Annotated in this window: 23 protein-coding genes and 1 riboswitch; of the genes, 11 read left to right on the forward strand and 12 right to left on the reverse strand. The window is 70.8% G+C overall.

Annotated elements, in window-relative coordinates; translation table 11 throughout:
* The first annotated feature begins 98 nt into the window (after positions 1-98).
* The 7 genes from ACFWFI_RS15990 to ACFWFI_RS16020 all read left to right on the forward strand — a co-directional run bounded on the left by ACFWFI_RS15990 (position 99) and on the right by ACFWFI_RS16020 (position 6,937).
* The gene (locus tag ACFWFI_RS15990) at positions 99-422 is read left to right on the forward strand and encodes a DUF6191 domain-containing protein (RefSeq protein WP_387389948.1); all 324 of its coding nucleotides are present in this window, start codon (positions 99-101) and stop codon (positions 420-422) included.
* 94 nt (positions 423-516) lie between these two features.
* Positions 517-1,050: a hypothetical protein gene (locus ACFWFI_RS15995; protein WP_387389950.1), complete on the forward strand. Its 534-nt coding sequence runs from the start codon at positions 517-519 to the stop codon at positions 1,048-1,050.
* 187 nt (positions 1,051-1,237) lie between these two features.
* A complete protein-coding gene (gene rlmN / locus ACFWFI_RS16000) occupies positions 1,238-2,344 on the forward strand; it encodes a dual-specificity RNA methyltransferase RlmN (protein ID WP_387389952.1) in 1,107 nt (368 codons plus the stop codon).
* A gap of 77 nt (positions 2,345-2,421) precedes the next feature.
* Positions 2,422-2,538, forward strand: a riboswitch (TPP riboswitch).
* Between the two features lie 72 nt (positions 2,539-2,610).
* Positions 2,611-3,705, forward strand: a complete 1,095-nt coding sequence (locus tag ACFWFI_RS16005; protein WP_387389954.1) for a thiamine ABC transporter substrate-binding protein — start codon at positions 2,611-2,613, stop codon at positions 3,703-3,705.
* 50 nt (positions 3,706-3,755) lie between these two features.
* Positions 3,756-5,369, forward strand: a complete 1,614-nt coding sequence (locus ACFWFI_RS16010; RefSeq protein WP_387390013.1) for an ABC transporter permease — start codon at positions 3,756-3,758, stop codon at positions 5,367-5,369.
* Between the two features lie 2 nt (positions 5,370-5,371).
* On the forward strand, positions 5,372-6,397 hold the full coding sequence (locus ACFWFI_RS16015; protein ID WP_387389956.1) for an ABC transporter ATP-binding protein: 1,026 nt from the start codon (positions 5,372-5,374) through the stop codon (positions 6,395-6,397).
* 87 nt (positions 6,398-6,484) lie between these two features.
* A complete protein-coding gene (locus ACFWFI_RS16020) occupies positions 6,485-6,937 on the forward strand; it encodes an SRPBCC family protein (RefSeq protein WP_387389958.1) in 453 nt (150 codons plus the stop codon).
* Between the two features lie 15 nt (positions 6,938-6,952).
* Here ACFWFI_RS16020 and ACFWFI_RS16025 read toward each other — a convergent pair whose 3' ends face one another.
* The 5 genes from ACFWFI_RS16025 to ACFWFI_RS16045 form a co-directional block, all read right to left on the reverse strand.
* The gene (locus tag ACFWFI_RS16025; protein WP_387389960.1) at positions 6,953-8,071 is read right to left on the reverse strand and encodes an LOG family protein; all 1,119 of its coding nucleotides are present in this window, start codon (positions 8,069-8,071) and stop codon (positions 6,953-6,955) included.
* A 34-nt stretch (positions 8,072-8,105) separates the two neighbouring features.
* Positions 8,106-9,269, reverse strand: a complete 1,164-nt coding sequence (locus tag ACFWFI_RS16030; RefSeq protein WP_387389963.1) for a hypothetical protein — start codon at positions 9,267-9,269, stop codon at positions 8,106-8,108.
* Positions 9,251-9,988: an ABC transporter ATP-binding protein gene (locus ACFWFI_RS16035; protein ID WP_387389965.1), complete on the reverse strand. Its 738-nt coding sequence runs from the start codon at positions 9,986-9,988 to the stop codon at positions 9,251-9,253. Before ACFWFI_RS16035 ends, ACFWFI_RS16030 begins: the two co-directional genes overlap by 19 nt.
* A gap of 218 nt (positions 9,989-10,206) precedes the next feature.
* Positions 10,207-11,586 (reverse strand): aspartate aminotransferase family protein, encoded by a 1,380-nt coding sequence (locus ACFWFI_RS16040; RefSeq protein ID WP_387389968.1) that lies wholly within the window; start codon positions 11,584-11,586, stop codon positions 10,207-10,209.
* A complete protein-coding gene (locus ACFWFI_RS16045) occupies positions 11,571-12,077 on the reverse strand; it encodes an Lrp/AsnC family transcriptional regulator (RefSeq protein WP_387389971.1) in 507 nt (168 codons plus the stop codon). Before ACFWFI_RS16045 ends, ACFWFI_RS16040 begins: the two co-directional genes overlap by 16 nt.
* A gap of 162 nt (positions 12,078-12,239) precedes the next feature.
* Here ACFWFI_RS16045 and ACFWFI_RS16050 point away from each other — a divergent pair, with 162 nt between their 5' ends.
* The 3 genes from ACFWFI_RS16050 (at position 12,240) to ACFWFI_RS16060 (ending at position 15,605) form a co-directional block, all read left to right on the forward strand.
* Positions 12,240-13,679: a gamma-aminobutyraldehyde dehydrogenase gene (locus ACFWFI_RS16050; RefSeq protein ID WP_387389973.1), complete on the forward strand. Its 1,440-nt coding sequence runs from the start codon at positions 12,240-12,242 to the stop codon at positions 13,677-13,679.
* A gap of 134 nt (positions 13,680-13,813) precedes the next feature.
* Complete coding sequence (locus ACFWFI_RS16055; RefSeq protein WP_387390016.1) at positions 13,814-15,037, forward strand: polyamine ABC transporter substrate-binding protein; 1,224 nt, start codon at positions 13,814-13,816, stop codon at positions 15,035-15,037.
* Between the two features lie 64 nt (positions 15,038-15,101).
* On the forward strand, positions 15,102-15,605 hold the full coding sequence (locus ACFWFI_RS16060) for a hypothetical protein (protein WP_387389975.1): 504 nt from the start codon (positions 15,102-15,104) through the stop codon (positions 15,603-15,605).
* A 2-nt stretch (positions 15,606-15,607) separates the two neighbouring features.
* On the opposite strand, the gene ACFWFI_RS16065 is transcribed toward ACFWFI_RS16060, so the two are convergent.
* The 6 genes from ACFWFI_RS16065 to ACFWFI_RS16090 form a co-directional block, all read right to left on the reverse strand.
* On the reverse strand, positions 15,608-16,807 hold the full coding sequence (locus ACFWFI_RS16065) for a serine hydrolase domain-containing protein (RefSeq protein WP_387389977.1): 1,200 nt from the start codon (positions 16,805-16,807) through the stop codon (positions 15,608-15,610).
* 72 nt (positions 16,808-16,879) lie between these two features.
* Entirely contained in the window at positions 16,880-17,611 is a 732-nt protein-coding gene (locus ACFWFI_RS16070) for a response regulator transcription factor (protein ID WP_387389979.1), read from the reverse strand.
* Positions 17,608-18,786 (reverse strand): sensor histidine kinase, encoded by a 1,179-nt coding sequence (locus ACFWFI_RS16075; protein WP_387389981.1) that lies wholly within the window; start codon positions 18,784-18,786, stop codon positions 17,608-17,610. Before ACFWFI_RS16075 ends, ACFWFI_RS16070 begins: the two co-directional genes overlap by 4 nt.
* Positions 18,786-19,592, reverse strand: a complete 807-nt coding sequence (locus ACFWFI_RS16080; RefSeq protein ID WP_387389983.1) for an SAM-dependent methyltransferase — start codon at positions 19,590-19,592, stop codon at positions 18,786-18,788. Before ACFWFI_RS16080 ends, ACFWFI_RS16075 begins: the two co-directional genes overlap by 1 nt.
* A 51-nt stretch (positions 19,593-19,643) precedes the next feature.
* Positions 19,644-20,348, reverse strand: coding sequence for a glycerophosphodiester phosphodiesterase (locus ACFWFI_RS16085; RefSeq protein WP_387389986.1), 705 nt, complete (start codon positions 20,346-20,348; stop codon positions 19,644-19,646).
* Positions 20,349-20,370: 22 nt separating this feature from the next.
* Positions 20,371-21,405, reverse strand: coding sequence for an adenosine deaminase (locus ACFWFI_RS16090; protein WP_387389989.1), 1,035 nt, complete (start codon positions 21,403-21,405; stop codon positions 20,371-20,373).
* A gap of 117 nt (positions 21,406-21,522) precedes the next feature.
* On the opposite strand from ACFWFI_RS16090, the gene ACFWFI_RS16095 reads away from it, so the two are divergent.
* Positions 21,523-22,233, forward strand: a complete 711-nt coding sequence (locus ACFWFI_RS16095) for a DUF4190 domain-containing protein (RefSeq protein ID WP_387389991.1) — start codon at positions 21,523-21,525, stop codon at positions 22,231-22,233.
* 69 nt (positions 22,234-22,302) lie between these two features.
* On the opposite strand, the gene ACFWFI_RS16100 is transcribed toward ACFWFI_RS16095, so the two are convergent.
* On the reverse strand, positions 22,303-22,842 hold the full coding sequence (locus ACFWFI_RS16100) for an NADAR family protein (RefSeq protein WP_387390018.1): 540 nt from the start codon (positions 22,840-22,842) through the stop codon (positions 22,303-22,305).
* Positions 22,843-22,859 lie beyond the last annotated feature (17 nt).

A 22,859-nucleotide genomic window follows, 5' to 3' on the forward strand; every position in this document is an offset into this window, starting at 1 on the left:
CCACTGGACGGCGGGCCCCACCCGTGTCCGGGTTCCCGCTCGCACGGTGGGACACCGCGACTCCGGCCGCCCGACTCCGGCCCGCAGATACTGACGTCATGGGATTCGCCGTCTTCATGACTCTTCCGGGGCTGGTCGTCGTACTGACCCTGCTCGCGTTCGTCGATCAGCTTCTGCTGCGCGCGGGGCGTGCCGGTGTGCTGCCCTGGCGCAACGGCGTGCGGCAGGGGCAGATCTCCTCCACGGGCTTCGAGCAACTGCACGCGAGCTTCTCGCCGGGGAAGCAGAGCGAACTCAAGGAGCGGCAGTCGGCCCTGCTGATGCGGGACGACGAGGAGGACGGCGCGCCCCCGAACCGGACCACGGTGGACCTGGCGCGGGGAACCGCGGTCGTCCGGCTGCCGGGCGAGCGGCTCACCTGATCCGCGGTGCGCCGGGCGACCGCCCGGCGTGCGGAGACGGACCGACGGGGTACCCGGGAGACGACAGCGGTTCTTCGTCGCTCCGAGGAGGTACGTGGCCGTGCGTGACGTGAAGCTCTGGCTCGACCGCAGTACGACCGCGCAGGCGGTGCTGATCTTCGCACTCGGCGTGGGTGCCAACGCTCTGTTCCGCCGGGATGTGCCCCTCGGCTGGTCGGTGATCCAGACAGCGGTCTTCACCGCCGTCGTCATCGGCATCGTGACCGTTCAGCGCCGCAGGGCCGGCCGTGCGGCCGGCACCGACCCGCGCGGAATCGCCGAACTCAACCGCAAGATCCGGCACCGTGAGGTGCCGGAGGACCCCGAGGAGCGGGCGACCATGCGAAGGCTGGTCGCCGACCAGCTGGGGAGGATGGAACGGGGCGGCCGGTGGCTGCCGTACTGGCTGGGCTGCATGGGCCTGGTCGCGGTCGGCCTGATCGTCCTGGGGGCCGTCACCGGCTCGCTGACGGTTCCGCTGATCTTCGCGCTCGGCACGGCCGGCTTCTGTTACTGGATCTTCCGGATGCACCGTCGCGCCGTGGAGCTCCACCGTCACATGCGCTCCGCCCTGCGGAATCCTGGTTGAGGGACGTCCGCCGGCCAGGGCGGTCCCACCGTGCGATCGGTCACGCTCGCCGAGCACACCTGGGCCGTCCCTGGGCCGTGGAACGCACGTCGACGGAGGCCGGCGGCGACCGTAGGGGCCTCTCCCGTCCCGCCCGGTCCGTAGGCGGCCCTGAGTACCACGGCGTGTCTGCGACACTGGGAGAACCATGCCTAAGCCCGGAGAACTCACTTTCGTCGCGCCCCGTGGAGCCAAGCGGCCGCCGCGGCACCTCGCCGACCTCACGCCCGACGAGCGCAAGGAAGCAGTCGCCGCGACCGGCGAGAAGCCCTTCCGCGCCAAGCAGCTGTCGCAGCACTACTTCACGCGGTACGCGCACGACCCGGCGGAGTGGACCAACATCCCGGCCGCCTCGCGCGACAAGCTCGCCGAGGCGATGTTCCCCGACCTGATGTCGGTCATACGCCACATCAGCTGTGACGACGACACCACCCGCAAGACGCTCTGGAAGCTGCACGACGGCACGCTCGTCGAGTCGGTCCTCATGCGGTATCCGGACCGGGTGACCATGTGCATCTCGTCGCAGGCGGGCTGCGGGATGAACTGCCCGTTCTGCGCCACCGGCCAGGCCGGCCTCGACCGCAACCTGTCGACGGCCGAGATCGTGCACCAGATCGTGGACGGCATGCGGGCGCTGCGCGACGGCGAGGTCCCGGGCGGGCCGGCGCGGCTGTCGAACATCGTCTTCATGGGCATGGGCGAACCGCTGGCCAACTACAACCGCGTGGTCGGGGCGATCCGCAGGCTGACGGATCCGGAACCGGACGGCCTGGGGCTCTCGCAGCGCGGGATCACCGTGTCCACGGTGGGCCTGGTGCCGGCGATGCTGCGCTTCGCCGACGAGGGCTTCAAGTGCCGGCTCGCGGTCTCCCTGCACGCTCCGGACGACGAGCTGCGCGACACACTCGTGCCCGTGAACACCCGCTGGAATGTCCGTGAGGTCCTGGACGCCGCGTGGGAGTACGCGGAGAAGTCCGGCCGCCGTATCTCCATCGAGTACGCGCTGATCCGTGACATCAACGACCAGGCATGGCGGGGCGACCGGCTGGGCCGGCTGCTCAAGGGCAAGCGGGTACACGTCAACCTCATCCCGCTGAACCCGACCCCGGGCTCCAAGTGGACCGCCTCGCGGCCCGAGGACGAGAAGGCTTTCGTCGAGGCGATCGCGGCCCACGGCGTGCCGGTCACCGTCCGGGACACCCGCGGCCAGGAGATCGACGGGGCCTGCGGACAGCTGGCGGCCTCCGAGCGCTGAGAGGGTTCCGAGGACGGGCGCTATCCGGCCGGTCAGGCGTGATCCGGCCGGTGTAGCCTGGCCCGGAAATCAACTTCATATTCCGACAGGGGAGCGCCACAGCGCTGAGAGTGCGGCACCGAGGACAGGTCGGCCGCAGACCCTCTGAACCTCGCCCGGGTCATTCCGGGTAGGAAGTTCGGACCTTACTCAAGCTGTTGCGCCCTGCCCGCTCGCCGAGCGGACAGGGCCGCGTCTCTTCCTGGTCATCTCCAGGAGGAATCACCATGAAGACCACCACGAAGTACGCGGCGACGGCGCTCGCCGCCGCGCTCGGCGTCTCCGCGCTCGCAGGCTGCGGCGGATCCGACGGCAAGGCGTCCGACGGCACGGGCGCCGGCTCGAAGACCGTCACCCTGGTCAGCCACGACTCCTTCAACGCCTCGGACGCGGTCCTGAAGGCGTTCACGAAGGAGACCGGCTACAAGGTCAAGGTGCTCAAGAGCGGTGACGCCGGAGCGGCCCTCAACCAGGAGATCCTGACCAAGGGCTCCCCCCGCGGCGACGTGTTCTTCGGCGCCGACAACACGCTGCTCTCCCGCGCCCTCGACAACGGCCTGTTCACGCCGTACGAGGCGAAGGGCCTCGACCGTGTCGCGGCCGACACGCAGCTCGACGAGGAGAAGCACCGGGTCACGCCCATCGACACCGGCGACATCTGCGTCAACTACGACAAGAAGTACTTCGCCGACAAGAAGCTCGACCCGCCGAAGACCTTCGACGACCTGCTGAAGCCCGAGTACAAGAACCTCCTCGTCACCGAGAACGCCGCGACCTCCTCGCCCGGCCTCGGCTTCCTCCTCGGCACGGTCGCCACCCAGGGCGAGACCGGCTACCAGGACTACTGGAAGAAGCTGAAGAGCAACGGCGTCAAGGTCGTCGACGGCTGGGAGCAGGCGTACAACGAGGAGTTCTCCGGCTCCGCGGGCGGAAAGAAGGCCAAGGCCGAGCGCCCGCTCGTCGTCTCGTACGCCTCCAGCCCGCCCGTCGAGGTGCTGTACGCCGACCCGCAGCCCACCGAGGCCCCGACCGGTGTCGCCACCGGCACCTGCTTCCGCCAGATCGAGTTCGCCGGCCTGCTGGACGGCGCGAAGAACGAGGCGGGCGGCAAGGCACTGCTGGACTTCCTGATCAGCAAGCAGTTCCAGGAGGACATGCCGCTGAACATGTTCGTGAACCCGGTGGTGAAGGACGCGAAGCTGCCGGAGCTGTTCACGAAGTTCGGTGCGACCGTCGACAAGCCGGCGACGGTGGCCCCGGAGAAGATCGCCAAGAACCGTGAGCAGTGGGTCCAGTCGTGGTCCTCGCTCGTCGTGAAGTAGTCGCGCGGCCCTCGGCCTCGTGGAGGGGGAACGCGGTGCGGCTCGGCCTCATGGCCGTGCCCGTCGCGTTCTTCGCCCTGTTCTTCGCCTACCCGGTCGTCGCGATCGTCGGCCGGGGGCTGAAGGCGGACGGCGTCTGGCAGTTCGGCCGCATCGGCACGGTGCTGAGTCGGCCGGACATCCTCGACGTCCTCTGGTTCACCACGTGGCAGGCCCTCGCCTCGACCGTGCTCACCCTGTTGATCGCGCTGCCCGGTGCCTACGTCTTCGCCCGCTTCGACTTCCCCGGCAAGCAGTTGCTGCGGGCAGTGGTGACCGTGCCGTTCGTCCTGCCGACCGTCGTGGTGGGCACGGCGTTCCTGGCGCTGCTGGGACGCGGCGGGTTCCTCGACGAGCTCTGGGGCGTACGGCTCGACACCACGGTGTGGGCGATCCTGCTCGCCCATGTGTTCTTCAACTACGCGGTCGTCGTACGGACGGTGGGCGGGCTCTGGTCCCAGCTCGACCCCCGCCAGGAGGAGGCCGCCCGGGTGCTCGGGGCCGGACGCCTCGCCGCCTGGCGGCGGGTGACGCTGCCCGCGCTGGCCCCCGCCGTCGCGGCCGCGGCGCTCATGGTCTTCCTCTTCACCTTCACCTCCTTCGGAGTCGTCCAGATCCTCGGCGGTCCGGCCTACTCCACGCTGGAGGTGGAGATCTACCGGCAGACCGCGCAGCTCCTCGATCTGCCGACGGCCGCCGTACTGACCCTGGTGCAGTTCGCCGCGGTCGGCGGGATCCTCGCCGTCCACGCCTGGACCGTACGGCGCCGGGAGACGGCCCTGAAGCTCGTCGACCCGGCGCAGACCGCCCGGCCGCCCCGCGGAGCCGGGCAGCGGGCGCTGCTCGGCGGTGTACTGCTGACCGTGCTGCTGCTCATCCTGCTGCCGCTCGGCGTGCTGGTGGAACGCTCCCTGGACACCTCCGGCGGCTACGGATTCGACTTCTACCGCGCGCTGCAGTCCGTCGACGCCAACGGCTCCACCTTCCTCGTGCCGCCGCTCGACGCCATCGGGAACTCCCTGCGTTACGCGCTGGTCGCGACCCTCATCGCCCTCGTGATCGGCGGCCTCGCGGCCGCCGCGCTGACGCGGCGGGCCGGCAGGCTCGTGCGCGGCTTCGACGCCCTGCTGATGCTGCCGCTCGGAGTGTCGGCGGTCACCGTCGGCTTCGGCTTCCTCATCACCCTCGACAAGCCGCCGCTCGACCTGCGTACGTCCTGGATCCTCGTGCCGCTCGCCCAGGCACTGGTGGGCGTCCCCTTCGTCGTACGGACCATGCTGCCCGTCCTGCGCGCGGTCGACGAACGGCTGCGGGAGGCCGCCGCGGTGCTCGGCGCCTCGCCGCTGCGGGCCTGGCGAGAGGTGGACCTCCCGCTGGTGCGGCGGGCGGTGCTGGTGGCCGCCGGGTTCGCCTTCGCCGTGTCGCTCGGTGAGTTCGGCGCGACCGTGTTCATCGCGCGACCCGACAATCCCACCCTGCCGGTCGCCGTCGCCAGGCTGCTGGGGCGCTCCGGAGAGCTCAACTACGGCCAGGCGATGGCACTCAGCACGATTCTGATGCTCGTCTGCGCGGTGTCGCTGCTCCTGCTCGAACGTATCCGCACCGACCGATCCGGGGAGTTCTAGAGATGCTGGCAGTGGAGTCGGCCACGGTCCGGTTCGGGAAGCGGACCGCGCTGGACGCGGTGGACCTGGAGGTCGCCGACCACGAGATCGTCTGCGTGCTGGGGCCGAGCGGCAGCGGCAAGTCGACGCTGCTGCGGGCCGTGGCCGGGCTTCAGCCCCTGGACGGCGGCCGGGTGCTCCTGGACGGCGCCGACCAGGCGTCCCTGCCCGTGCACCGGCGCGGGCTCGGCCTGATGTTCCAGGACCACCAGCTGTTCCCGCACCGGGACGTCGGAGCCAACGTCGCCTTCGGGCTGAGGATGCACGGAGTCCCCCGCGCCGAGCGCGAGCGCAGGGCCGGTGAACTCCTGGACCTGGTCGGCCTGCCGGGGGCGGGCCGTCGGGCCGTCGCCGCCCTGTCCGGCGGTGAACAGCAGCGGGTGGCGCTCGCCCGGGCCCTGGCGCCCCGTCCGAAACTGCTGATGCTGGACGAGCCGCTGGGCCAGCTGGACCGGAGCCTGCGCGAACGGCTCGTCGTCGAACTGCGCACCCTCTTCGGCCGGCTGGGCACCACGGTGCTCGCCGTCACCCACGACCAGGGCGAGGCGTTCGCGCTCGCCGACCGGGTCGTGGTCATGCGCGACGGCCGGATCGCCCAGGCGGGTACCCCGCTGGAGGTCTGGCAGCAGCCCGCGTCGGCCTTCGTCGCCCGCTTCCTCGGCTTCGACAACCTGGTGGACGCCACGGTCACGGGTACGGCCGCCGACACGGTCTGGGGCAAGGTTCCGGTGCCCGAGGACTCCCCCCAGGGCGGATGCGAGCTGCTCGTGCGGCCGGGCGGCGTGCGGATCGGCGGCCCGAAGGACGGCCTGCGCTGCACGGTGGGCGCACGCACCTTCCGGGGCCACCACGTCACCGTCACCCTGCACCCCGGCGACGGTCCGGCCCTGGAGGCGGAGTGCGGTCTGCGGGACACCCCGGAGGAGGGGGCCGTCGTGGGAGTGACGTTCGACCCGGCGGAGACGGTGGTCCTTCCCCGGGAAGCCTGAGGCGGCCGGGAACGCCGGTACGACCGGCTGGCGGCTCTCCGTGGGGCGTGATCCCCTGGACGGAAACGTCCGGAAGGGGCAGGAAACATGACGCGGTCGGCGCGTGAGGGCATCGACATCACCCGAGTCGTCGCGGCGCCGCGGGACCGGGTCTTCGAGGCCTGGACGGTCCCCGAGGATTTCGCCGCCTGGTACGGGGGTGACGCCGACGTACCGCTCGACCGGGTGTCGATGGATGTCAGGCCGGGCGGCGAGTGGAGCCTGGTCATCGTGGTGCCCGGCGCGGACATGCCCTTCCACGGCGTCTACCGGGAGGTGTCCGCCCCGGAGCGGCTCGTCTTCACGCTGAAGGACCGGAGCGCGCCCGCGGACATCGAGGGCGAGACGGTCACGGTGACCTTCACCGAGAGGAGCCGGAAGTCCACCGAGATGGTCTTCCGGCAGCGCGGCGGCAATCTCACGCCCGAGCAGTACGCCGCGGCCGAGGACGGCTGGGAGGCCTTCTTCGACGCCCTCGACGCGCGGCTCGCCGCCCGCTGAGCCAGTCCGTCCGGTTCAGCCCGTCAGCCGGGCGAGCGCCGGGGCCGCCTCCTCCACCGTGTCGACGAGCGCGATACGGGACTCCATGGCCCGGTCCGCCGCGAGCGCGCTCAGCAGCGGCCAGGCGGGCAGCTTCTCAGTCCAGTGCGCGCGGTTCACCAGCACCATCGGTGTGGGCGCGGAACGGGACTCGTAGTAGTTCGGCGTCGCGTTGTCGAAGATCTCCTGTACGGTCCCGGCGGCGCCCGGCAGGAAGATCACACCGGCTGTCGAGCGGGCCAGCAGCCCGTCCTCGCGCAAGGCGTTCGCGAAGTACTTGGCGATGTGGTCCGCGAAGGCGTTCGGCGGCTCGTGACCGTAGAACCACGTGGGGATCGCGACCGAGGATCCCCCTTCGGGCCAGCGCTCCCGGACCGCGAACGCGGCCCTCGCCCAGTCGGTGACCGACGGGTCGAACGACGGTGTCGCGGCGAGGAGTTCGCAGGCCTTGAGCAGCATCGCGTCGGAGTGCGGAGCCGCGTACGCGCCGAGGTTGGCCGCCTCCATGGCACCGGGGCCACCGCCCGTCGCCACGGTCAGACCGCTGCGGGCCAGCTCCCCGCCGAGCACGGCCGCGCCACGGTACGCCTCGGACCCGCGGGCCATCGCGTGACCGCCCATCACACCCACGACGCGGGCCCCGACGAGGTGTTCGTCCAGGGCGTCGGACACCGCGTCGTCGTGGAGCGCCCTCAGCATCGAGGCGAAGACGTCGCCGTTCGCCTTGGTCTTCTGGAACCAGCCGTACGCCCGCGCGTCCGGGGTCGCCCCGTAACCGCCCTCCGCCAGGCCCTCGTACAGGGCGTCGGGGGTGTAGAGCAGTCCGCGGTACGGGTCGAAGGGAAGGCCGGGCACCGGCGGGAAGACGAAGGCCCCGTCCGTGCGTATCTTCGCCTCGGCGCGGGGCTCCATGCGGCAGCCGAGGAAGACGGCGCCCCGGGTGTCGGTCGCGAGCAGTGCGGCGCCCCGGTCCGTCAGGTCGACGGACTGGACACGGTGTCCGGCCAGTGTTCCGGCCGCGACTGCCTGGTCGAATGCGGTGAGCGTCTCGATCTCGACGCCGGGTGCGTACGTGTTCTCGTCCGGATTCTCCACGCCGCCATGCTACGTACCGCCCCTGCGGCGCAGGTCACCCCGTCAGAGGCAGTGCCGCCAGCTCCGCGATCGCCCAGGTCAGGGGGGCGAAGACGGCCAGCAGCACCAGTGCCCGCAGGACGGCGGCGTTGCGGAGCGCCGCGGCCGGGGCGCCGAGCCGCAGCAGGGTCCTGGCCGTACGGGCACGGGCCTGCTTGGCCTCCAGCGCGGTGGTCAGCAGGGTCGCCGTGGTGCAGCCGAGGACGAGTACGGCGCCGAGCGCGGTGAGCGGGCCGAAGGGGCGGGGCCCGTCGGTGTAGAGCGCGAAGCCCGCGATCACCCCGGACAGCACCGCGCAGACGATTCCCAGCGGACGGCCGATCCGGGACGCCTCGTCCATCAGGACCCGGCCCGCCAGCAGCCGGACGGCTCCCGGGCGCACCGCCTGGAGCAGCCGGCCGCACAGATGGGTGAGGCCGGGCCCGGCCATGGCCAGGCCGATCGCGGTGAGGGTCCAGCCCGCGAGCACCGCGGCGGGGGTGGAGTCCAGCCGGCCGGGCAGCGGGAAGGGGTTGCCCGCCGAGCCGCGGCTCGCGTACGCCTCCACCGCGAGTCCGGCCGCGGTGAGCGCGACCCCCCATGGCAGCCCCCTCGGCGTCGGGGCGGGCGCCAGGTCCTCCTCGGCCTCCTGGGCGTCGGACGGTGCGACCGGCCTGGAGCGCACCGCGAGCCCGCCGGCCGCGGAAGCGGCCAGTGGCACCAGCGCCAGCAGAGTGAGTGCCGCGGCCAGGGGCAGCGGGGTGCCCGCGCCCAGGAACTCGGCCGCACCGCCGTCGAACGGCAGCCCGGTCAGATCGCCGCGCAGATGGAGGAAGAAGAGCAGTGCCACCACCGATCCCAGCGTGGTGGAGACCGCCGTCGAGATCGCCGCCAGCAGGGAGAGACGGGCCGGTCCGAGACCGGCGGCGAAGAGCCCGGGCCGCGGGCGGGTGCTCGGGTCCGTACGCGCGACCGCCACCGCGAACTGGACGGTCGCGGCGAGGGGGACGGCGCACCACAGCAGCCGCAGTACGGAGCTCGTCGCGTGCGCCGGGTGCCCGGAGGCGTACCCCAGGGTGCACAGGAGGAGGAAGCCCACCCCGGCCGACGCGGCGGCGAGGAGCAGACGCCGCATCAGGGCCAGGGGGTGCGAGCCGCGGGTCAGACGGAGAGCGAGCACGCCGAGCGGCCTTCCGTATCGGACGCGGCGGGCAGGGGGACGGTGGTGACGCGGCGGCCGTCCATCAGGCTGACCACACGGTCGGCGAGCGCGGCGACCTCCGCGTCGTGGGTGGCGAGCACGACGGTGATCCCGTGGGACCGCGCCGCCGTGGTGAGGGTGCGCAGCAGCTGGGCGCGCTCGGCGTGGTGCAGCGTCGCGGTCGGCTCGTCCGCGAAGATCACGGATGGCGACGCGGCCAGCGCACGGGCCACGGAGATCCGCTGGCGCTGCGACTGCAGCAGCGCGTGGGGCCGCTTCCTGGCGAGCGGGCCGATGTCCAGGCGCTCCAGCCACTCGGTGGCGGCCTTCTTCGCCGCCCGGTGCGAGACGCCCCGCAGCAGCAGCGGCAGGGCCGCGTTCTCCCAGGTGCTGAGCTCGGGCACGAGCTGGGGCTCGGCCGCGATCCAGCCGAATCTGTCCCGGCGGAGCTGTTCGCGCAGCCTGGGGCCCATGGTGTGCACGGGCACGCTGTTGAACCAGACCTCGCCCTCCTGGGGCACCAACTGGCCGGAGAGGCAGTGCAGCAGCGTCGTCTTCCCGGACCCGCGGGGTCCGGTCACGGCGAGGATCTCGCCGTCGCGGACACCGAGCGAGACACCGCCGAGCCCCGGCGATCCGTTGTGGGAGTGGTGCAGGGAACGTGCCCAGATCACGTCGTTGTCGGGCGGGGCCACCATGGCGTACACCTCGGTTCGGATCAGATTTCCCATTCCCCCGTACGGGGGAACGAAGGCAAGGCCGATCGGTCACTCGGCACGCTAGGCAGCCGGACCGGGGTGTCGGGACAGCACACGGCCCGGACGCACCCCTTCTCACTCGAACGGGTGTATCCGGGCCGTGTAGACCGTATGAAATGACTTACCGGAGTGGTGTTCTCCGGTGGCCGGGGTGTCGGTCAGAGCTTCTTCCAGGCCTCCGTCAGGACGCCGCGCAGGATGCCCTCGATCTCGTCGAAGGTCGACTGGTCGGAGACGAGCGGCGGCGCGAGCTGGACGACCGGGTCACCGCGGTCGTCGGCCCGGCAGTAGAGGCCGTTCTCGTACAGCGCCTTGGACAGGAAGCCGTACAGGACGCGCTCGGTCTCCTCGTCGGTGAACGTCTCCTTGGTGGCCTTGTCCTTCACCAGCTCGATGCCGTAGAAGAAGCCGTTGCCGCGGACGTCGCCGACGATCGGCAGGTCGTGCAGCTTCTGCAGCGTGGTCAGGAACGCGTTCTCGTTGTCCAGGACGTGCTGGTTGAGACCCTCGCGCTCGAAGATGTCGAGGTTGGCGAGACCGACCGCGGCGGAGACGGGGTGGCCGCCGAAGGTGTAGCCGTGCAGGAAGGTGTTGTCACCCTGGTAGAACGGCTCGGCCAGCCGGTCGGAGATGATGCAGGCGCCGATGGGGGAGTAGCCCGAGGTCATGCCCTTGGCGCAGGTGATCATGTCCGGTACGTAGCCGAACTTGTCGCAGGCGAACATCGTGCCGAGGCGGCCGAACGCGCAGATGACCTCGTCGGAGACGAGCAGCACGTCGTACTGGTCGCAGATCTCGCGCACCCGCTGGAAGTAGCCGGGGGGCGGCGGGAAGCAGCCGCCGGCGTTCTGCACGGGCTCCAGGAAGACCGCGGCGACCGTGTCCGGGCCCTCGAAGAGGATCTGCTGCTCGATCTGGTCGGCGGCCCAGCGGCCGAAGGCCTCCGGGTCGTCCCCGAAGAGCGGCGCGCGGTAGATGTTGGTGTTGGGCACCTTGCGGGCGCCGGGCACGAGCGGCTCGAACGGAGCCTTGAGCGCGGGCAGGCCGGTGATGGAGAGGGCGCCCTGCGGGGTGCCGTGATAGGCCACGGCGCGGGAGATGACCTTGTACTTGGTCGGCTTGCCCTGGAGCTTGAAGTACTGCTTGGCGAGCTTCCAGGCCGTCTCCACGGCCTCGCCGCCGCCCGTGGTGAAGAAGACCTTGTTGAGGTCGCCCGGGGCGTGGTGGGCGAGCCGCTCGGCCAGCTCGACGGCCTTGGGGTGGGCGTAGGACCACACCGGGAAGAAGGCCAGCTCCTGCGCCTGCTTGTACGCCGCCTCGGCGAGCTCGTGACGGCCGTGTCCGGCGTTGACCACGAAGAGGCCCGAGAGACCGTCGAGGTAGCGCTTGCCCTTGTCGTCGTAGATGTAGGTGCCCTCGCCACGCACGATGGTGGGAACGGGCGCGTTCTCGTAGTCCGACATGCGGGTGAAGTGCATCCACAGGTGGTCGTACGCGGTACGGCTCAGGTCCTTGCTCACGGCTATCGGGTTCCCCACATATAGGTCTGCTTCTTGAGCTTGAGGTAGACGAAGCTCTCGGTGGAGCGCACTCCGGGTATCGCCCGGATGCGTTTGTTGATCGTCTCCAGGAGGTGGTCGTCGTCCTCGCAGACGATCTCCACCATGAGGTCGAAGGAGCCCGCGGTCATCACCACGTACTCGCACTCGGCCATGGCCGACAGGGACTCGGCCACGGGGTCGAGGTCGCCCTCGACATTGATGCCGACCATCGCCTGACGCCGCAGTCCCACGGTGAGCGGGTCCGTGACGGCGACGATCTGCATCACGCCCTGGTCGAGCAGCTTCTGGACGCGCTGGCGTACTGCGGCTTCGGAAAGGCCCACGGCCTTGCCGATCGCGGCGTACGGCCGGCGTCCGTCCTCCTGGAGCTGCTCGATGATTGCGAGGGAGACGGCATCGACCGATGGTGACGATCCGCTCCCGTTCCTGGAGTCTGCGCTACGGCTGGCCACGCCTCCACTGTGCACCGCTACTCGTCTGTCTGGCAAGCCTGAATCGATGAAATTCGTTGTCTAGGTGCTTCAATCTCACTGAATCCGAAGTTCACGGCGGTTGGGTATGTCGAAAGCGTCACCGAACGGTTTAGGGTGGAAGTCTCACCCATCGGACAGCCGACAGGAGGGGTGGTTGTGACCACCGAGGTGCGCCGCCTGCGCAACTACATCAACGGAGAGTTCCGGGACGCCGCGGACGGGCGGACCATCGACGTGGTCAACCCGGTGACGGAAGAGGTCTACGCGACCTCACCGCTCTCGGGGCAGGCCGACGTCGATGCCGCAATGGACGCCGCCGCGGCGGCGTTCCCCGCCTGGCGCGACGTCACTCCCGCCGAGCGCCAGAAAGCCCTGCTGAAGATCGCGGACGCCTTCGAGGAGCGCGCGGAGGACCTCGTCGCGGCCGAGTCGGAGAACACCGGCAAGCCGCTGGAGCTGACCCGTACCGAAGAGATCCCGCCCATGGTGGACCAGATCCGCTTCTTCGCGGGTGCCGCCCGGCTGCTGGAGGGCCGCTCGGCCGGCGAGTACATGGAGGGCCTCACCTCCATCGTCCGCCGCGAGCCCGTGGGCGTGTGTGCCCAGGTCGCCCCGTGGAACTACCCGATGATGATGGCCGTGTGGAAGTTCGCCCCGGCGCTCGCCGCGGGCAACACCGTGGTCATCAAGCCGTCCGACACCACTCCGGCGTCGACCGTGCTGATCGCCGAGATCATCGGGCAGATCCTTCCCAAGGGCGTCTTCAACGTCATCTGCGGCGACCGTGACACCGGCCGCGCGATGGTCGAGCACCCGACCCCGGCGATGGCCTCCATCACCGGCTCGGTGCGAGCCGGTACGCAGGTCGCCGCGTCCGCCGCCAAGGACGTCAAGCGGGTCCACCTGGAGCTCGGCGGCAAGGCACCCGTCGTCGTGTTCGAGGACACCGACATCGCCAAGGCCGTGGAGGGCATCTCCGTCGCGGGCTACTTCAACGCCGGCCAGGACTGTACGGCCGCGACCCGCGTCATGGTCCACGAGTCCATCCACGACGAGTTCGTCACCGCGCTCGCCAAGGCGGCGGCCGACACGAAGACCGGCCTGCCGGACGACGAGGACGTGCTGTACGGCCCGCTCAACAACGCCAACCAGCTGGCGCAGGTCAGCGGCTTCATCGAGCGGCTCCCCGCGCACGCCAAGGTCGAGGCGGGCGGCCACCGGGTCGGCGACAAGGGCTACTTCTACGCCCCGACCGTCGTCTCCGGCCTCCAGCAGGACGACGAGATCATCCAGCACGAGGTCTTCGGACCCGTCATCACCGTCCAGTCCTTCACGGACGAGGCCCAGGCCGTGGAGTACGCCAACGGCGTCGAGTACGCCCTGGCCTCCTCGGTGTGGACCAAGGACCACTCCCGCGCGATGCGCATGTCCAAGAAGCTCGACTTCGGCTGTGTGTGGATCAACACCCACATCCCGCTCGTCGCCGAGATGCCGCACGGCGGGTTCAAGAAGTCCGGCTACGGCAAGGACCTCTCCGCGTACGGCTTCGAGGACTACACCCGGATCAAGCACGTCATGACGTCGCTCGACGACTGATCTGCTCGCGGCGGTGAGCACGGCCCCGGGTCCTGCCCGGGGCCGTTCGCGTCGCCGGGCGGGCCCACCCGGGCGCGTGCAATGTCATGGGCATGGTGTGGAGCCGAGGCCGCTTCCACTGGACGGTTGGTCCATTGCCCGCTGTGGTGGCGGACCGACATGCTGCGCGGGTGCGCTCGATTCCGGACCACCCCACGTCCCGTCGTTCCCTGCTGCGCGCCCTCGGCGCGGGAGCGGCCGGTGCCGCTCTGGCCGGCTGCGGTGTTCCCGCCGCCTATGTGGAGCCCGGCGACCGGTCGGGCCCCGACCGCTCGGACCGCGACCGCTCGCTGCACTTCGCCAACTGGCCGCTCTACATCGACACCGACGACGAGGACGAGTCGAGGCGGCCCACGCTCGAGGAGTTCTCGCGCCGGACAGGGATCTCCGTCAGGTACACCGAGGAGATCAATGACAACGACGAGTTCTTCGGGAAGATCAGCCCGGCGCTGATGAACCACCAGCCGACCGGCCGGGACCTCGTCGTCATCAGTGACTGGATGGCCGCCCGGTTCGTACGGCTCGGCTGGGTGCAGGAGATGGACCGGTCGCGGCAGCCGAACGTCGCCCGGCACCTGGACCCGCTGCTGCTGTCGCCCGCGTTCGACAACGGCCGGCTGCACAGCGTGCCGTGGCAGTCCGGGATCACCGGCATCGCCTACAACCGGGCGAAGCTCGGCCGCGAGATCCGGCACACTGGCGAGCTCTGGGCGGACGATCTGCGCGGCAGGGTGACGCTGCTGTCCGGGCTCGACGAGGCGTTCGCGCTGCTGATGCAGGGCAACGGGGCCGACATCACCCGCTGGACCGCCGACGACTTCCACGAGATGTGCGAGCAGGTGGAGAAGCGGGTGAAGTCCCGCCACATACGCCGTTTCACCGGCAACGACTACATCAAGGACCTGGCCAACGGTGATGTGCTCGCCTGCCAGGCCTACTCCGGGGACGTCATCCAGCTCCAGGCCGACAGCCCCGGCATCGAGTTCGTGGTGCCCGAGGAGGGTGCCGAGCTCTGGTCGGAGTCCCTCCTGATTCCCGACCTCGCGGGCCACAAGCGCAATGCGGAGAAGCTTGTCGACTACTACTACGAGCCCGCGGTGGCCGCCGAACTGGCCACCTGGGTCAACTACGTCTGCCCCGTGCCGGCCGCCCGCGGCATCCTGGCCTCCTCCAAGGACGAGGAGACCGCCGCGCTCGCCGAGGACCCGCTGATCTTCCCGGACGACGCGATGCGTGAACGACTGGCCGTCGCCCGGGACATCACCGCTGAGGAGCGCACCGGTTTCGCGAAGAAGTGGAACTCCATCGTCGGCCTCTGAGCGGCCGCCGGGTGTGGTGGACCCACTTTTTGAACGCGTTCACGACCGGCGTACGCTGCGGACCATGAGCGAGCGAGCCCTCTTGCGGCGCATACGCGTGTGGTTGGTCGTGTTCATCGTCTGTCTGGTGCTCAGCGGGCTGACCGCCTTCCCGCTGGTCACCGAACTCCGCTGGGCCGAGGACCTGTTGGCGTCCTCCGCCTCTCCCGTGCCCGAGCACTTCCCGGCCCTGATGGAATGGATCACCCGGGTCCGGACCGGTCTCGACGAGGCCGACGCGAACTATCCCTTCGTCCTGTACGGCACCGACTGGCTGGCCTTCGCCCATCTCGTCATCGCGGTCGCCTTCTACGGCCCCTACCGCGACCCGGTCCGCAACATCTGGGTGATCGAGTTCGGCATGATCGCCTGCGTCGGCATCATCCCGCTCGCCCTGATCTGCGGACCGATCCGCGACATCCCCTTCTGGTGGACCGTCATCGACATGTCCTTCGGGGTCTTCGGGGTGATCCCGCTACTCGTCGTCCACCGCATGATCAAGCGCCTGGAGGGGGTCGTGACGGCGTGAGGTCATTCCGCCGGCGGAGGTCCGAAGGCCGCCACCATGACGTCCTTCGCCGTGGCGTTCATGCCCTGGCCCTTCGCGTCGGTGGAGTTGACGCTGTACACCAGAGTCCTGGAGAGATCACGGGTGGCCGCCACGGCCGTGTTGTAGCCCCAGCGGCCGCCCGACTTCCCCCACACCTCCCGCCCGCCCAGGGTCAGCATGCTCAGTCCCGCGCTGTACTGGGCGGGACTGCCCGTCATGTACGTACGGACCGAGGCGTCGGGCAGGGTGAACATCTCCTCCAGCAGCGGACCTCGCACGACCTTGCCGGCGAACAGCGCCCGCGTGAAGCGCTCCAGATCGGCCGTGGTCGAGATGATGTCCCCGGCTGCCCAGCTGCCGGTCACGCCCCACACCGTGACATCCCGCAGCTCCGTCCCGCCGCCCGGTGAGTCGAAGACCTGATAGCCGTGGTTGTGCGGACCCCGGATGCCCGGGTCCGAACCGGGGAACGACGTGGAACGCAGCCCCAGCGGACGCAGGATGCGCTCGCCCACCTGATGGGCGTACGAGTCACCGGTCACCTTCTCCATCAGCAGCCCCAGCACGGTGTAGCCGATGTTGAGGTAGTGCTGGCTGCGGCCGGGCTCGAACTCGGGGTCCTTCGCCAAGGCGGAGGCGACCATGCCGCGCGGTGTGTGCAGGTCGAAGCGGTGGGCGTACGCCTCCTCCAGGGTGTCGCCGGGCAGATCCGCCGCCGGTATCCCGCTGGTGTGGTTGAGCAGCTGCCGGACGGTGACCCGTCCGTACGCCGCCGGGATCAGGTCCGGGAGGTAGTGCCGGGCGGTCCGGTCGAGGTCCAGCTTCCGCTCGCCGGCCAGCTGCAGGACCGCGGCGGCGGTGAAGACCTTGGTGACCGACCCGGCCCGGAAGCGCGCCGCCGGGTCGGCGGGACGGCCGGAGGCCAGGTCGTGCACGCCCGAGCTGCCGCGCCAGCTGCCGTCGGTGCCGCCGACCCGTACGAGTGCGGCGGTGGCGTCGTCGGCGGCGGGCAGCCCGGAGATCGCGGCGCTCAGGGCGGCGGCGTCCGCCTCGGGAACGGTGTGCGTGCGTGTGTGTGCAGGCGCGGCCGCGACGTGGGCGGAGGCGGCCGGTGCGGCGGGGCCCGCCGCGACACCGAGGACCAGGGCCGCGGCGAGGAGTGTGCGGGTGCGTGCGTTCATCAGGCGTCTCCAGGGGATGAAGTCCGTAACTGCTCCATGGCTCCATCCTGTTGATCCGGAGGCGCTCGCGGATCACCCGAGCGAGGGGCCGTGAGGGGGAGATCTCCTCACTCGCGCGGGGGAGGCGCCGGTGTCCCCTCCCTCGGGCGAGGGAGCGACGAGCCCCGTCTCGTACGCGCAGATGACCGCCTGGATGCGGTCCCGCAGTCCCAGCTTGGACAGCACGTTGCCCACATGGGTCTTCACCGTGTGCTCGCTGAGCACGAGCGCGGCCGCTATCTCCGCGTTAGAGAGCCCCCGTGCCAGGTGCAGAAGCGTTTCCCGCTCCCGGGCGGTGAGCGCGCCCAGCCGGGACGGCTCCGGTGCGGACGGGGCCGCGGCGGGCCGCGAGGTGTACTCGGCGATGAGCCGGCGGGCCACCGAGGGCGCGACCAGCGAGTCCCCTGCCGCCACCACCCGCACCGCGTGCACAAGGTCGTCCCGCCGGACGTCCTTCAGCAGGAAGCCGCTCGCGCCCGCGTGCAGCGCCTCGTAGACGTACTCGTCCGAGTCGAAGGTGGTCAGCATGACCGTGCGGCAGTCGCTCTCCCCGGTGATCGCCCTGCACGCCTCGATGCCGTCCATGACGGGCATCCTGATGTCCAGCAGCGCGACATCGGGCCGCAGCCTGCGCACCGCGCCGAGAGCCTCCGCCCCGTCGCCCGCCTCGGCGAGCACCTCGATGTCCGGCTGCGCGCCGAGGATCATCGCGAAGCCGCTGCGTACCAGCTCCTGGTCGTCCGCCACCACCACACGGATCGTCAACTCCCCACCCCCTCCGGGGAGGTTACAAGGGGTAGGACGACGAGCAGCTGGAACCCCCGGCCGTCCGGTCCCGCTCCGGCCCGGGCGGTCCCGCCGTGTGCGGCGGCCCTCTCCCGGATGCCCACCAGCCCCAGCCCGGTGGTGGTGCCCGGCCCCCGCCCGTCGTCCGTCACGGTGACGGTCAGCTCCTCGGGGGAGTGGTCCAGTTGCACCGTCACACGGCTCGCGCGGGCATGTCTGACGACGTTCGTCAGCGCCTCCTGCACGATCCGGAAGACCGTGGCCCCGGTGTCCGCCGGCAGCGGCAGCGGCCGTCCCGTCACCGTGTACGCGACCTCGGGCACGCCGGACCTCACCCGTTCCAGCAGGGCCGGCAGCCCCGCAAGCGAGGGCTGCGGAGAACGCGGCGACGGCATGTCCCCCGGGCCGTCCTCCCGCAGCACCCCGAGCATCCGGCGCAACTGCACCATCGCGTCCCGACCGGTCTCCGAGATGGCGTCGAACGCCGCCTCCGCGCGTTCCGGCGCCGTGCGCACCGCCACCGGACCGGCCTCCGCCTGCACGATCATCAGGCTCACCGCGTGGGAGAGGATGTCGTGCATCTCCCGGGCGATCCTGGCCCGTTCCCGGGCGGCCGCCTGCTCGGCCTCGATCCGGTGGGTCACCTCCAGCTGCCGGGCCCGGTCCTCCATCGCCCTGATGTACGCCTTGCGGGTGTCCGTGAACCTCCCGAAGGCGTACGCGGCGGCGAACACGAACAGCGAGAACAGCAGCTCCCTGGCCTCACCCGTGTTCCACGCCACCGACGGGAACACGGCCGTCAGCACCAGCACGGCCACCGCCAGCCGCCGCCGTGGCGAGGACAGTTCGGCCACCGTGCAGAACGCCACCAGCCCGGTGTACGGAAGGGGCTGCCCAGGGCCGTCCACGGTGAACCTGTACAGGGCGCCCGCCGCGAGCACCGTGATCAGCACGGCGACCGGCGCCCGCCGGCGGGCCACCAGCGGCAGCACGGTCAGCGTCGTCAGTCCGTACGCCGCCCATGTGGCCGGTGGCAGCTCGGCCGAGCGGGGCACCACGAACGGCATCGTCACGGCGGCCTGCACCAGCAGAGCGACGCCGATGTCGATGGCCCACGCCTCACGCGGAAGCCATCGCGCCCCCGGTCTCCGCATCAGGGTTTCCGGCCCACAGCGCCGAACTGGGCGACCTCGGGGGTCCGGCCGGCGGAACCCGCCCGCCAGCGCGAGCAGGACACGATGCCCGGCTCCAGGATGTCCAGGCCGTCGAGGAACGAGGCGAACTCGAAGCGGCTGCGAGCGGTGATCGGCGGCGTGGCGTTCTCGTTCCAGAAGCGCATCGCGGCCTCGTTGCCCTCGCCGCCGAGCTCCGTAGTGGGATGGGTGAGCACAAGATGGCTGCCGGACGGCAGCGCGTCCATCAGCTTCGTCACGATGCCTCGGGCCTCGTCCGTGTCCAGGACGAAGTTGAGGATGCCCAGCATCATCACCGCGACCGGGCGCCGGAGGTCCAGGGCCCGTCCGGCCGCGCGAAGGATCCGCTCCGGATCCCGGGCGTCCGCTTCGATGTACTCGGTGGCGCCCTCGGGCGAGCTGGTGAGCAAGGAGCGCGCGTGCGCCAGGACGATCGGGTCGTTGTCGACATAGACGACGCGTGCGTCGGGCGCGGTGTGCTGGGCGACCTCGTGGGTGTTGTCCGCGGTCGGAAGCCCGGTGCCTATGTCCAGGAACTGGCCGATCCCCGCGTCACCGGCCAGATGGCGCACCACCCGGCCGAGGAACGCCCGGTCGGCGCGGGCCACTTCGCCGATGCTCGGGTACATGCCGGTGACCCGGTCGCCCACCGCCCGGTCGACGGGGTAGTTGTCGCCGCCGCCCAGCCAGTAGTTCCACACCCGGGCGTTGTGGGCGATGTCGGCACGGACACGGGAGGGCACGGTGCGGGGGCCGGGCTCGGTCACGTCTGCTCCAGGGATCACGGACGGTACGGACCGTCCATGATGCCGGACCGATCAAGAAGCGCCAGTCGAGGGCGAGTTGGACAACTGGGTCCGAAGTGCGTCGATCCGGTTGGTGGTGATCGAGTCGACGCCGTGGGCGAGCAGCCGGCGCATCGTGCGCCGGGTGTCCACCGTCCAGGCGGAGACCAGCAGCCCGTCGGCGTGGACACGGTCGGCCAGCTCCCGGCTCAGCAGCCCGAAACGGTAGTTCAGCCAGCGCGGCCGCACCGCCTCGAGCAGTACGGCGCGCGGAGGCGCGAGGGTCGTCCAGGTCAGCGCGATCTCGGCGGACGGATCGGCCGCGCGCACTTTCAGCATCGCGTGCGTGTCCGCGCAGTAGTACACGCGCTCCTCCGCCCCGCACTCCCGCACCACACCGACGATCTCCGGTACGGACGCGTCCGTCGCGCCGGGCAGGTCGACCATGATCCGGCGGTCACCGGCGGCGGACAGTGCCTCCCGCAGGGTGGGCACCCCGCCGCCGGTCCTTTCCACCAACTCCGCGTGATCAAGCCGGTCCAGGCGGACGTCGTGGCCCCACAGGCGCTCCAGTGTGGAGTCGTGGAGCAGCACGGGCACCCTGTCCCGGGTGACGCGGACGTCGATCTCGACCGCGTCCGCCCCTCGGTCCACGGCGGACCGGATCGAGGGGAGCGTGTTCTCGCGGGCACGGTAGGGATCGCCGCGGTGTGCCACGGCGGTGACGGTGGTGGTCATGGGGACATTGTGACCGGAGGGGTCACCGCCCGGGAGCCTCCAGCCAGTTCGTGGTGTACGTGTCGATCTCGGCTGCCAGCGTCCGCTTGCCGGCCGGGTCCAGATACGAGGCGTCCACGGCGTTCTTCGCCAGATCGGCCACTCCGCGCTCGTCCAGCCCGAGCAGCCGGGCCGCCACCCCGTACTCGTTGTTGAGGTCGGTGCCGAACATGGGCGGGTCGTCGCTGTTGACCGTGACGAGGACGCCCGCCTCGACCATTTCCCTTATCGGGTGCCGGTCGAGGTCCGCGACCGCGCGGGTGGCGATGTTCGACGTCGGGCAGACCTCCAGGGCGATGCGGTGCTCGGCGAGATGGGCCAGCAGCTTCGGGTCCTGGGTGGAGCTGGTGCCGTGGCCGATGCGCTCCGCGCGCAGCGCGGTGAGCGCGTCCCAGACGGTCTGCGGGCCCGTGGTCTCCCCGGCGTGCGGGACGGAGTGCAGACCCTCGGCGATCGCACGGTCGAAATAGGGCTTGAACTGAGGGCGGTCCACGCCGACCTCGGGTCCGCCGAGACCGAAGGAGACGAGCCCCTCGGGCCGCAGGTCGACGGCGAGCCGCGTCGTCTCCTCGGCCGCCTCCAGACCGGCCTCGCCCGGAATGTCGAAGCACCAGCGCAGCACGACCCCGAGCTCGGCCTCGGCGGCCCTGCGGGCGTCCTCGATGGCCTCCATGAAGCCCTGCTCCGGGATCCCCCGGCGGGTCGAGCTGAACGGGGTGACGGTCAGCTCCGCGTACCGGATGTTCTGCCGTGCCATGTCCCGGGCGATCTCGAAGGTCAGCAGCCGGACGTCCTCGGGGGTGCGGATCAGGTCCACCACCGAGAGATAGACGTCGATGAAGTGCCCGAAGTCGGTGAAGGTGAAGAAGTCCGACAGTGCCTCCGGGTCCGTGGGGACCTTGGAGTCGGGGTGGTGGGCCGCAAGTTCGGCCACGATGCGGGGCGAGGCCGACCCGACGTGGTGGACGTGGAGCTCAGCCTTGGGCAGCCCCGCGATGAAGGGATGCAGATCGCTCATCGGATACTCCCGGATCTCTGTTTGGGCCGGGTGTACCGGCTGCACCGATCATCGTAGGCGGCGCCCTCCGGCCGGGTGCCGGGCCGTAGCATGGCGGGACCACGATGGGGGAGGCCCATGTCAGACAACACACAGCAGCCCGGGGGCGAGGGCGCGCCGCGCGATCCGTGGGCTCCGCCGGACAACAGGGTCGAGCTGGGCAAGCGGCCTGCGGACGCCGCCCCGCCCGCCGTGCACAACCAGCCCACGGTCACATCCATGCCGAATGCCGACGCCGGCACCGGGCAGATACCCGGACCGGCCGGAACCTTCGGCCCGCAGCAGCCCCCTGTGCCCGCACCGCCGATCGGGCCGAACGGTCCGGGGCAGCACGACCAGTACGGCTACCCGGCGGCTCCCGCCGCACCTTCGGCGTCGTACGGCTACCCGGCGGCTCCCGCCGCACCCTCGGCGTCGTACGGCTACCCGGGATACCCCGGCTACGCCGGCCAGCAGCCCTGGGGCCCGGCGCCCGCGAACGGGCTGGGGATCGCCGCGATGGTCCTCGGCATCATCGCGGTGGTCGGCTTCTGCATGTGGGGATTCGGCATCATCCTGGGCATCCTCGCCCTGATCTTCGGCATCATCGGCCGGGGCCGCGCCAAGCGGGGCGAGGCGACCAACGGGGGCATGGCACTCGCCGGGATCATTCTCGGGTCGGTCTCGATCGTCATCAGCGCGATTTTCCTCGGATTCCTGATCTGGGCCGTCGCCAACGACGAAACCGACAGTGACTACTACTACGACGACCCGTACGAGACGTCACTGGTCGTCGGCAACTCCCGCTGACCCACGCGGTGCACGACCGCCCGTGGCCGGGCCCGGGGAGACGTGTCCCGGACCCGGCCACGCGCCGTGTCACTCCGTGCGCAGCCGCGCACGCGCCTCCATCAGCGCGAAGCCCAGCAGGTTGAGCCCACGCCAGGAAGCGGGGTCCGGGGTGCGCGGATCGTCCTTGGCGAGTCCGATGCCCCATATCCGGTCCACCGGGCTGGCCTCGACGAGCACGCGCTCACCGGTGCCCAGCAGATACGCCCGCAGCGCCGGGTCCTGACCGAACTTGTGCACGCTGCCCTCGACGACCAGGGCGAACCGCTCCCGGGTCCACACCTCGTCGTCGAACCCCCTGACCAGCCGGCCCACCTTCTTCGCCGCCGCGGGACTGCCCGCCGCCACGGCCCGGGCCTCCGCCTCCGCGTCCCCGAAGAGCCGCGCCTTGCCGGCCATCATCCAGTGCTCGGCCGAGGCATAGGTCACCGAGCCGACGGTGAACGACGCCGGCCACCACTGACTGAGGCAGCTCTCCCCGAGCCTGCCGTCCGGGCGGGGCCGGTGTCCCCAGAACGGCAGGTACTTCACGCGCTCCCCGCGTGCCGTGCGCGCCAGGAGGCCGTCCATGTGTTCCTGTCCCATGG

This window comes from Streptomyces sp. NPDC060209, from assembly GCF_042728155.1.
In the GTDB taxonomy this organism is placed as follows: domain Bacteria; phylum Actinomycetota; class Actinomycetes; order Streptomycetales; family Streptomycetaceae; genus Streptomyces.

What these genes read in the sequence shown, in the direction of transcription:
- ACFWFI_RS15990 (WP_387389948.1), top strand. Translation starts at nt 99, where the DNA reads ATGGGATTCGCCGTCTTCATGACTCTTCCGGGGCTGGTCGTCGTACTG.
- rlmN (WP_387389952.1), top strand. Translation starts at nt 1,238, where the DNA reads ATGCCTAAGCCCGGAGAACTCACTTTCGTCGCGCCCCGTGGAGCCAAG.
- ACFWFI_RS16005 (WP_387389954.1), top strand. Translation starts at nt 2,611, where the DNA reads ATGAAGACCACCACGAAGTACGCGGCGACGGCGCTCGCCGCCGCGCTC.
- ACFWFI_RS16010 (WP_387390013.1), top strand. Translation starts at nt 3,756, where the DNA reads ATGGCCGTGCCCGTCGCGTTCTTCGCCCTGTTCTTCGCCTACCCGGTC.
- ACFWFI_RS16015 (WP_387389956.1), top strand. Translation starts at nt 5,372, where the DNA reads ATGCTGGCAGTGGAGTCGGCCACGGTCCGGTTCGGGAAGCGGACCGCG.
- ACFWFI_RS16020 (WP_387389958.1), top strand. Translation starts at nt 6,485, where the DNA reads ATGACGCGGTCGGCGCGTGAGGGCATCGACATCACCCGAGTCGTCGCG.
- ACFWFI_RS16035 (WP_387389965.1), bottom strand. Translation starts at nt 9,988, where the DNA reads ATGGTGGCCCCGCCCGACAACGACGTGATCTGGGCACGTTCCCTGCAC.
- ACFWFI_RS16060 (WP_387389975.1), top strand. Translation starts at nt 15,102, where the DNA reads ATGAGCGAGCGAGCCCTCTTGCGGCGCATACGCGTGTGGTTGGTCGTG.
- ACFWFI_RS16065 (WP_387389977.1), bottom strand. Translation starts at nt 16,807, where the DNA reads ATGAACGCACGCACCCGCACACTCCTCGCCGCGGCCCTGGTCCTCGGT.
- ACFWFI_RS16075 (WP_387389981.1), bottom strand. Translation starts at nt 18,786, where the DNA reads ATGCGGAGACCGGGGGCGCGATGGCTTCCGCGTGAGGCGTGGGCCATC.
- ACFWFI_RS16085 (WP_387389986.1), bottom strand. Translation starts at nt 20,348, where the DNA reads ATGACCACCACCGTCACCGCCGTGGCACACCGCGGCGATCCCTACCGT.
- ACFWFI_RS16090 (WP_387389989.1), bottom strand. Translation starts at nt 21,405, where the DNA reads ATGAGCGATCTGCATCCCTTCATCGCGGGGCTGCCCAAGGCTGAGCTC.
- ACFWFI_RS16095 (WP_387389991.1), top strand. Translation starts at nt 21,523, where the DNA reads ATGTCAGACAACACACAGCAGCCCGGGGGCGAGGGCGCGCCGCGCGAT.
- ACFWFI_RS16100 (WP_387390018.1), bottom strand. Translation starts at nt 22,842, where the DNA reads ATGGACGGCCTCCTGGCGCGCACGGCACGCGGGGAGCGCGTGAAGTAC.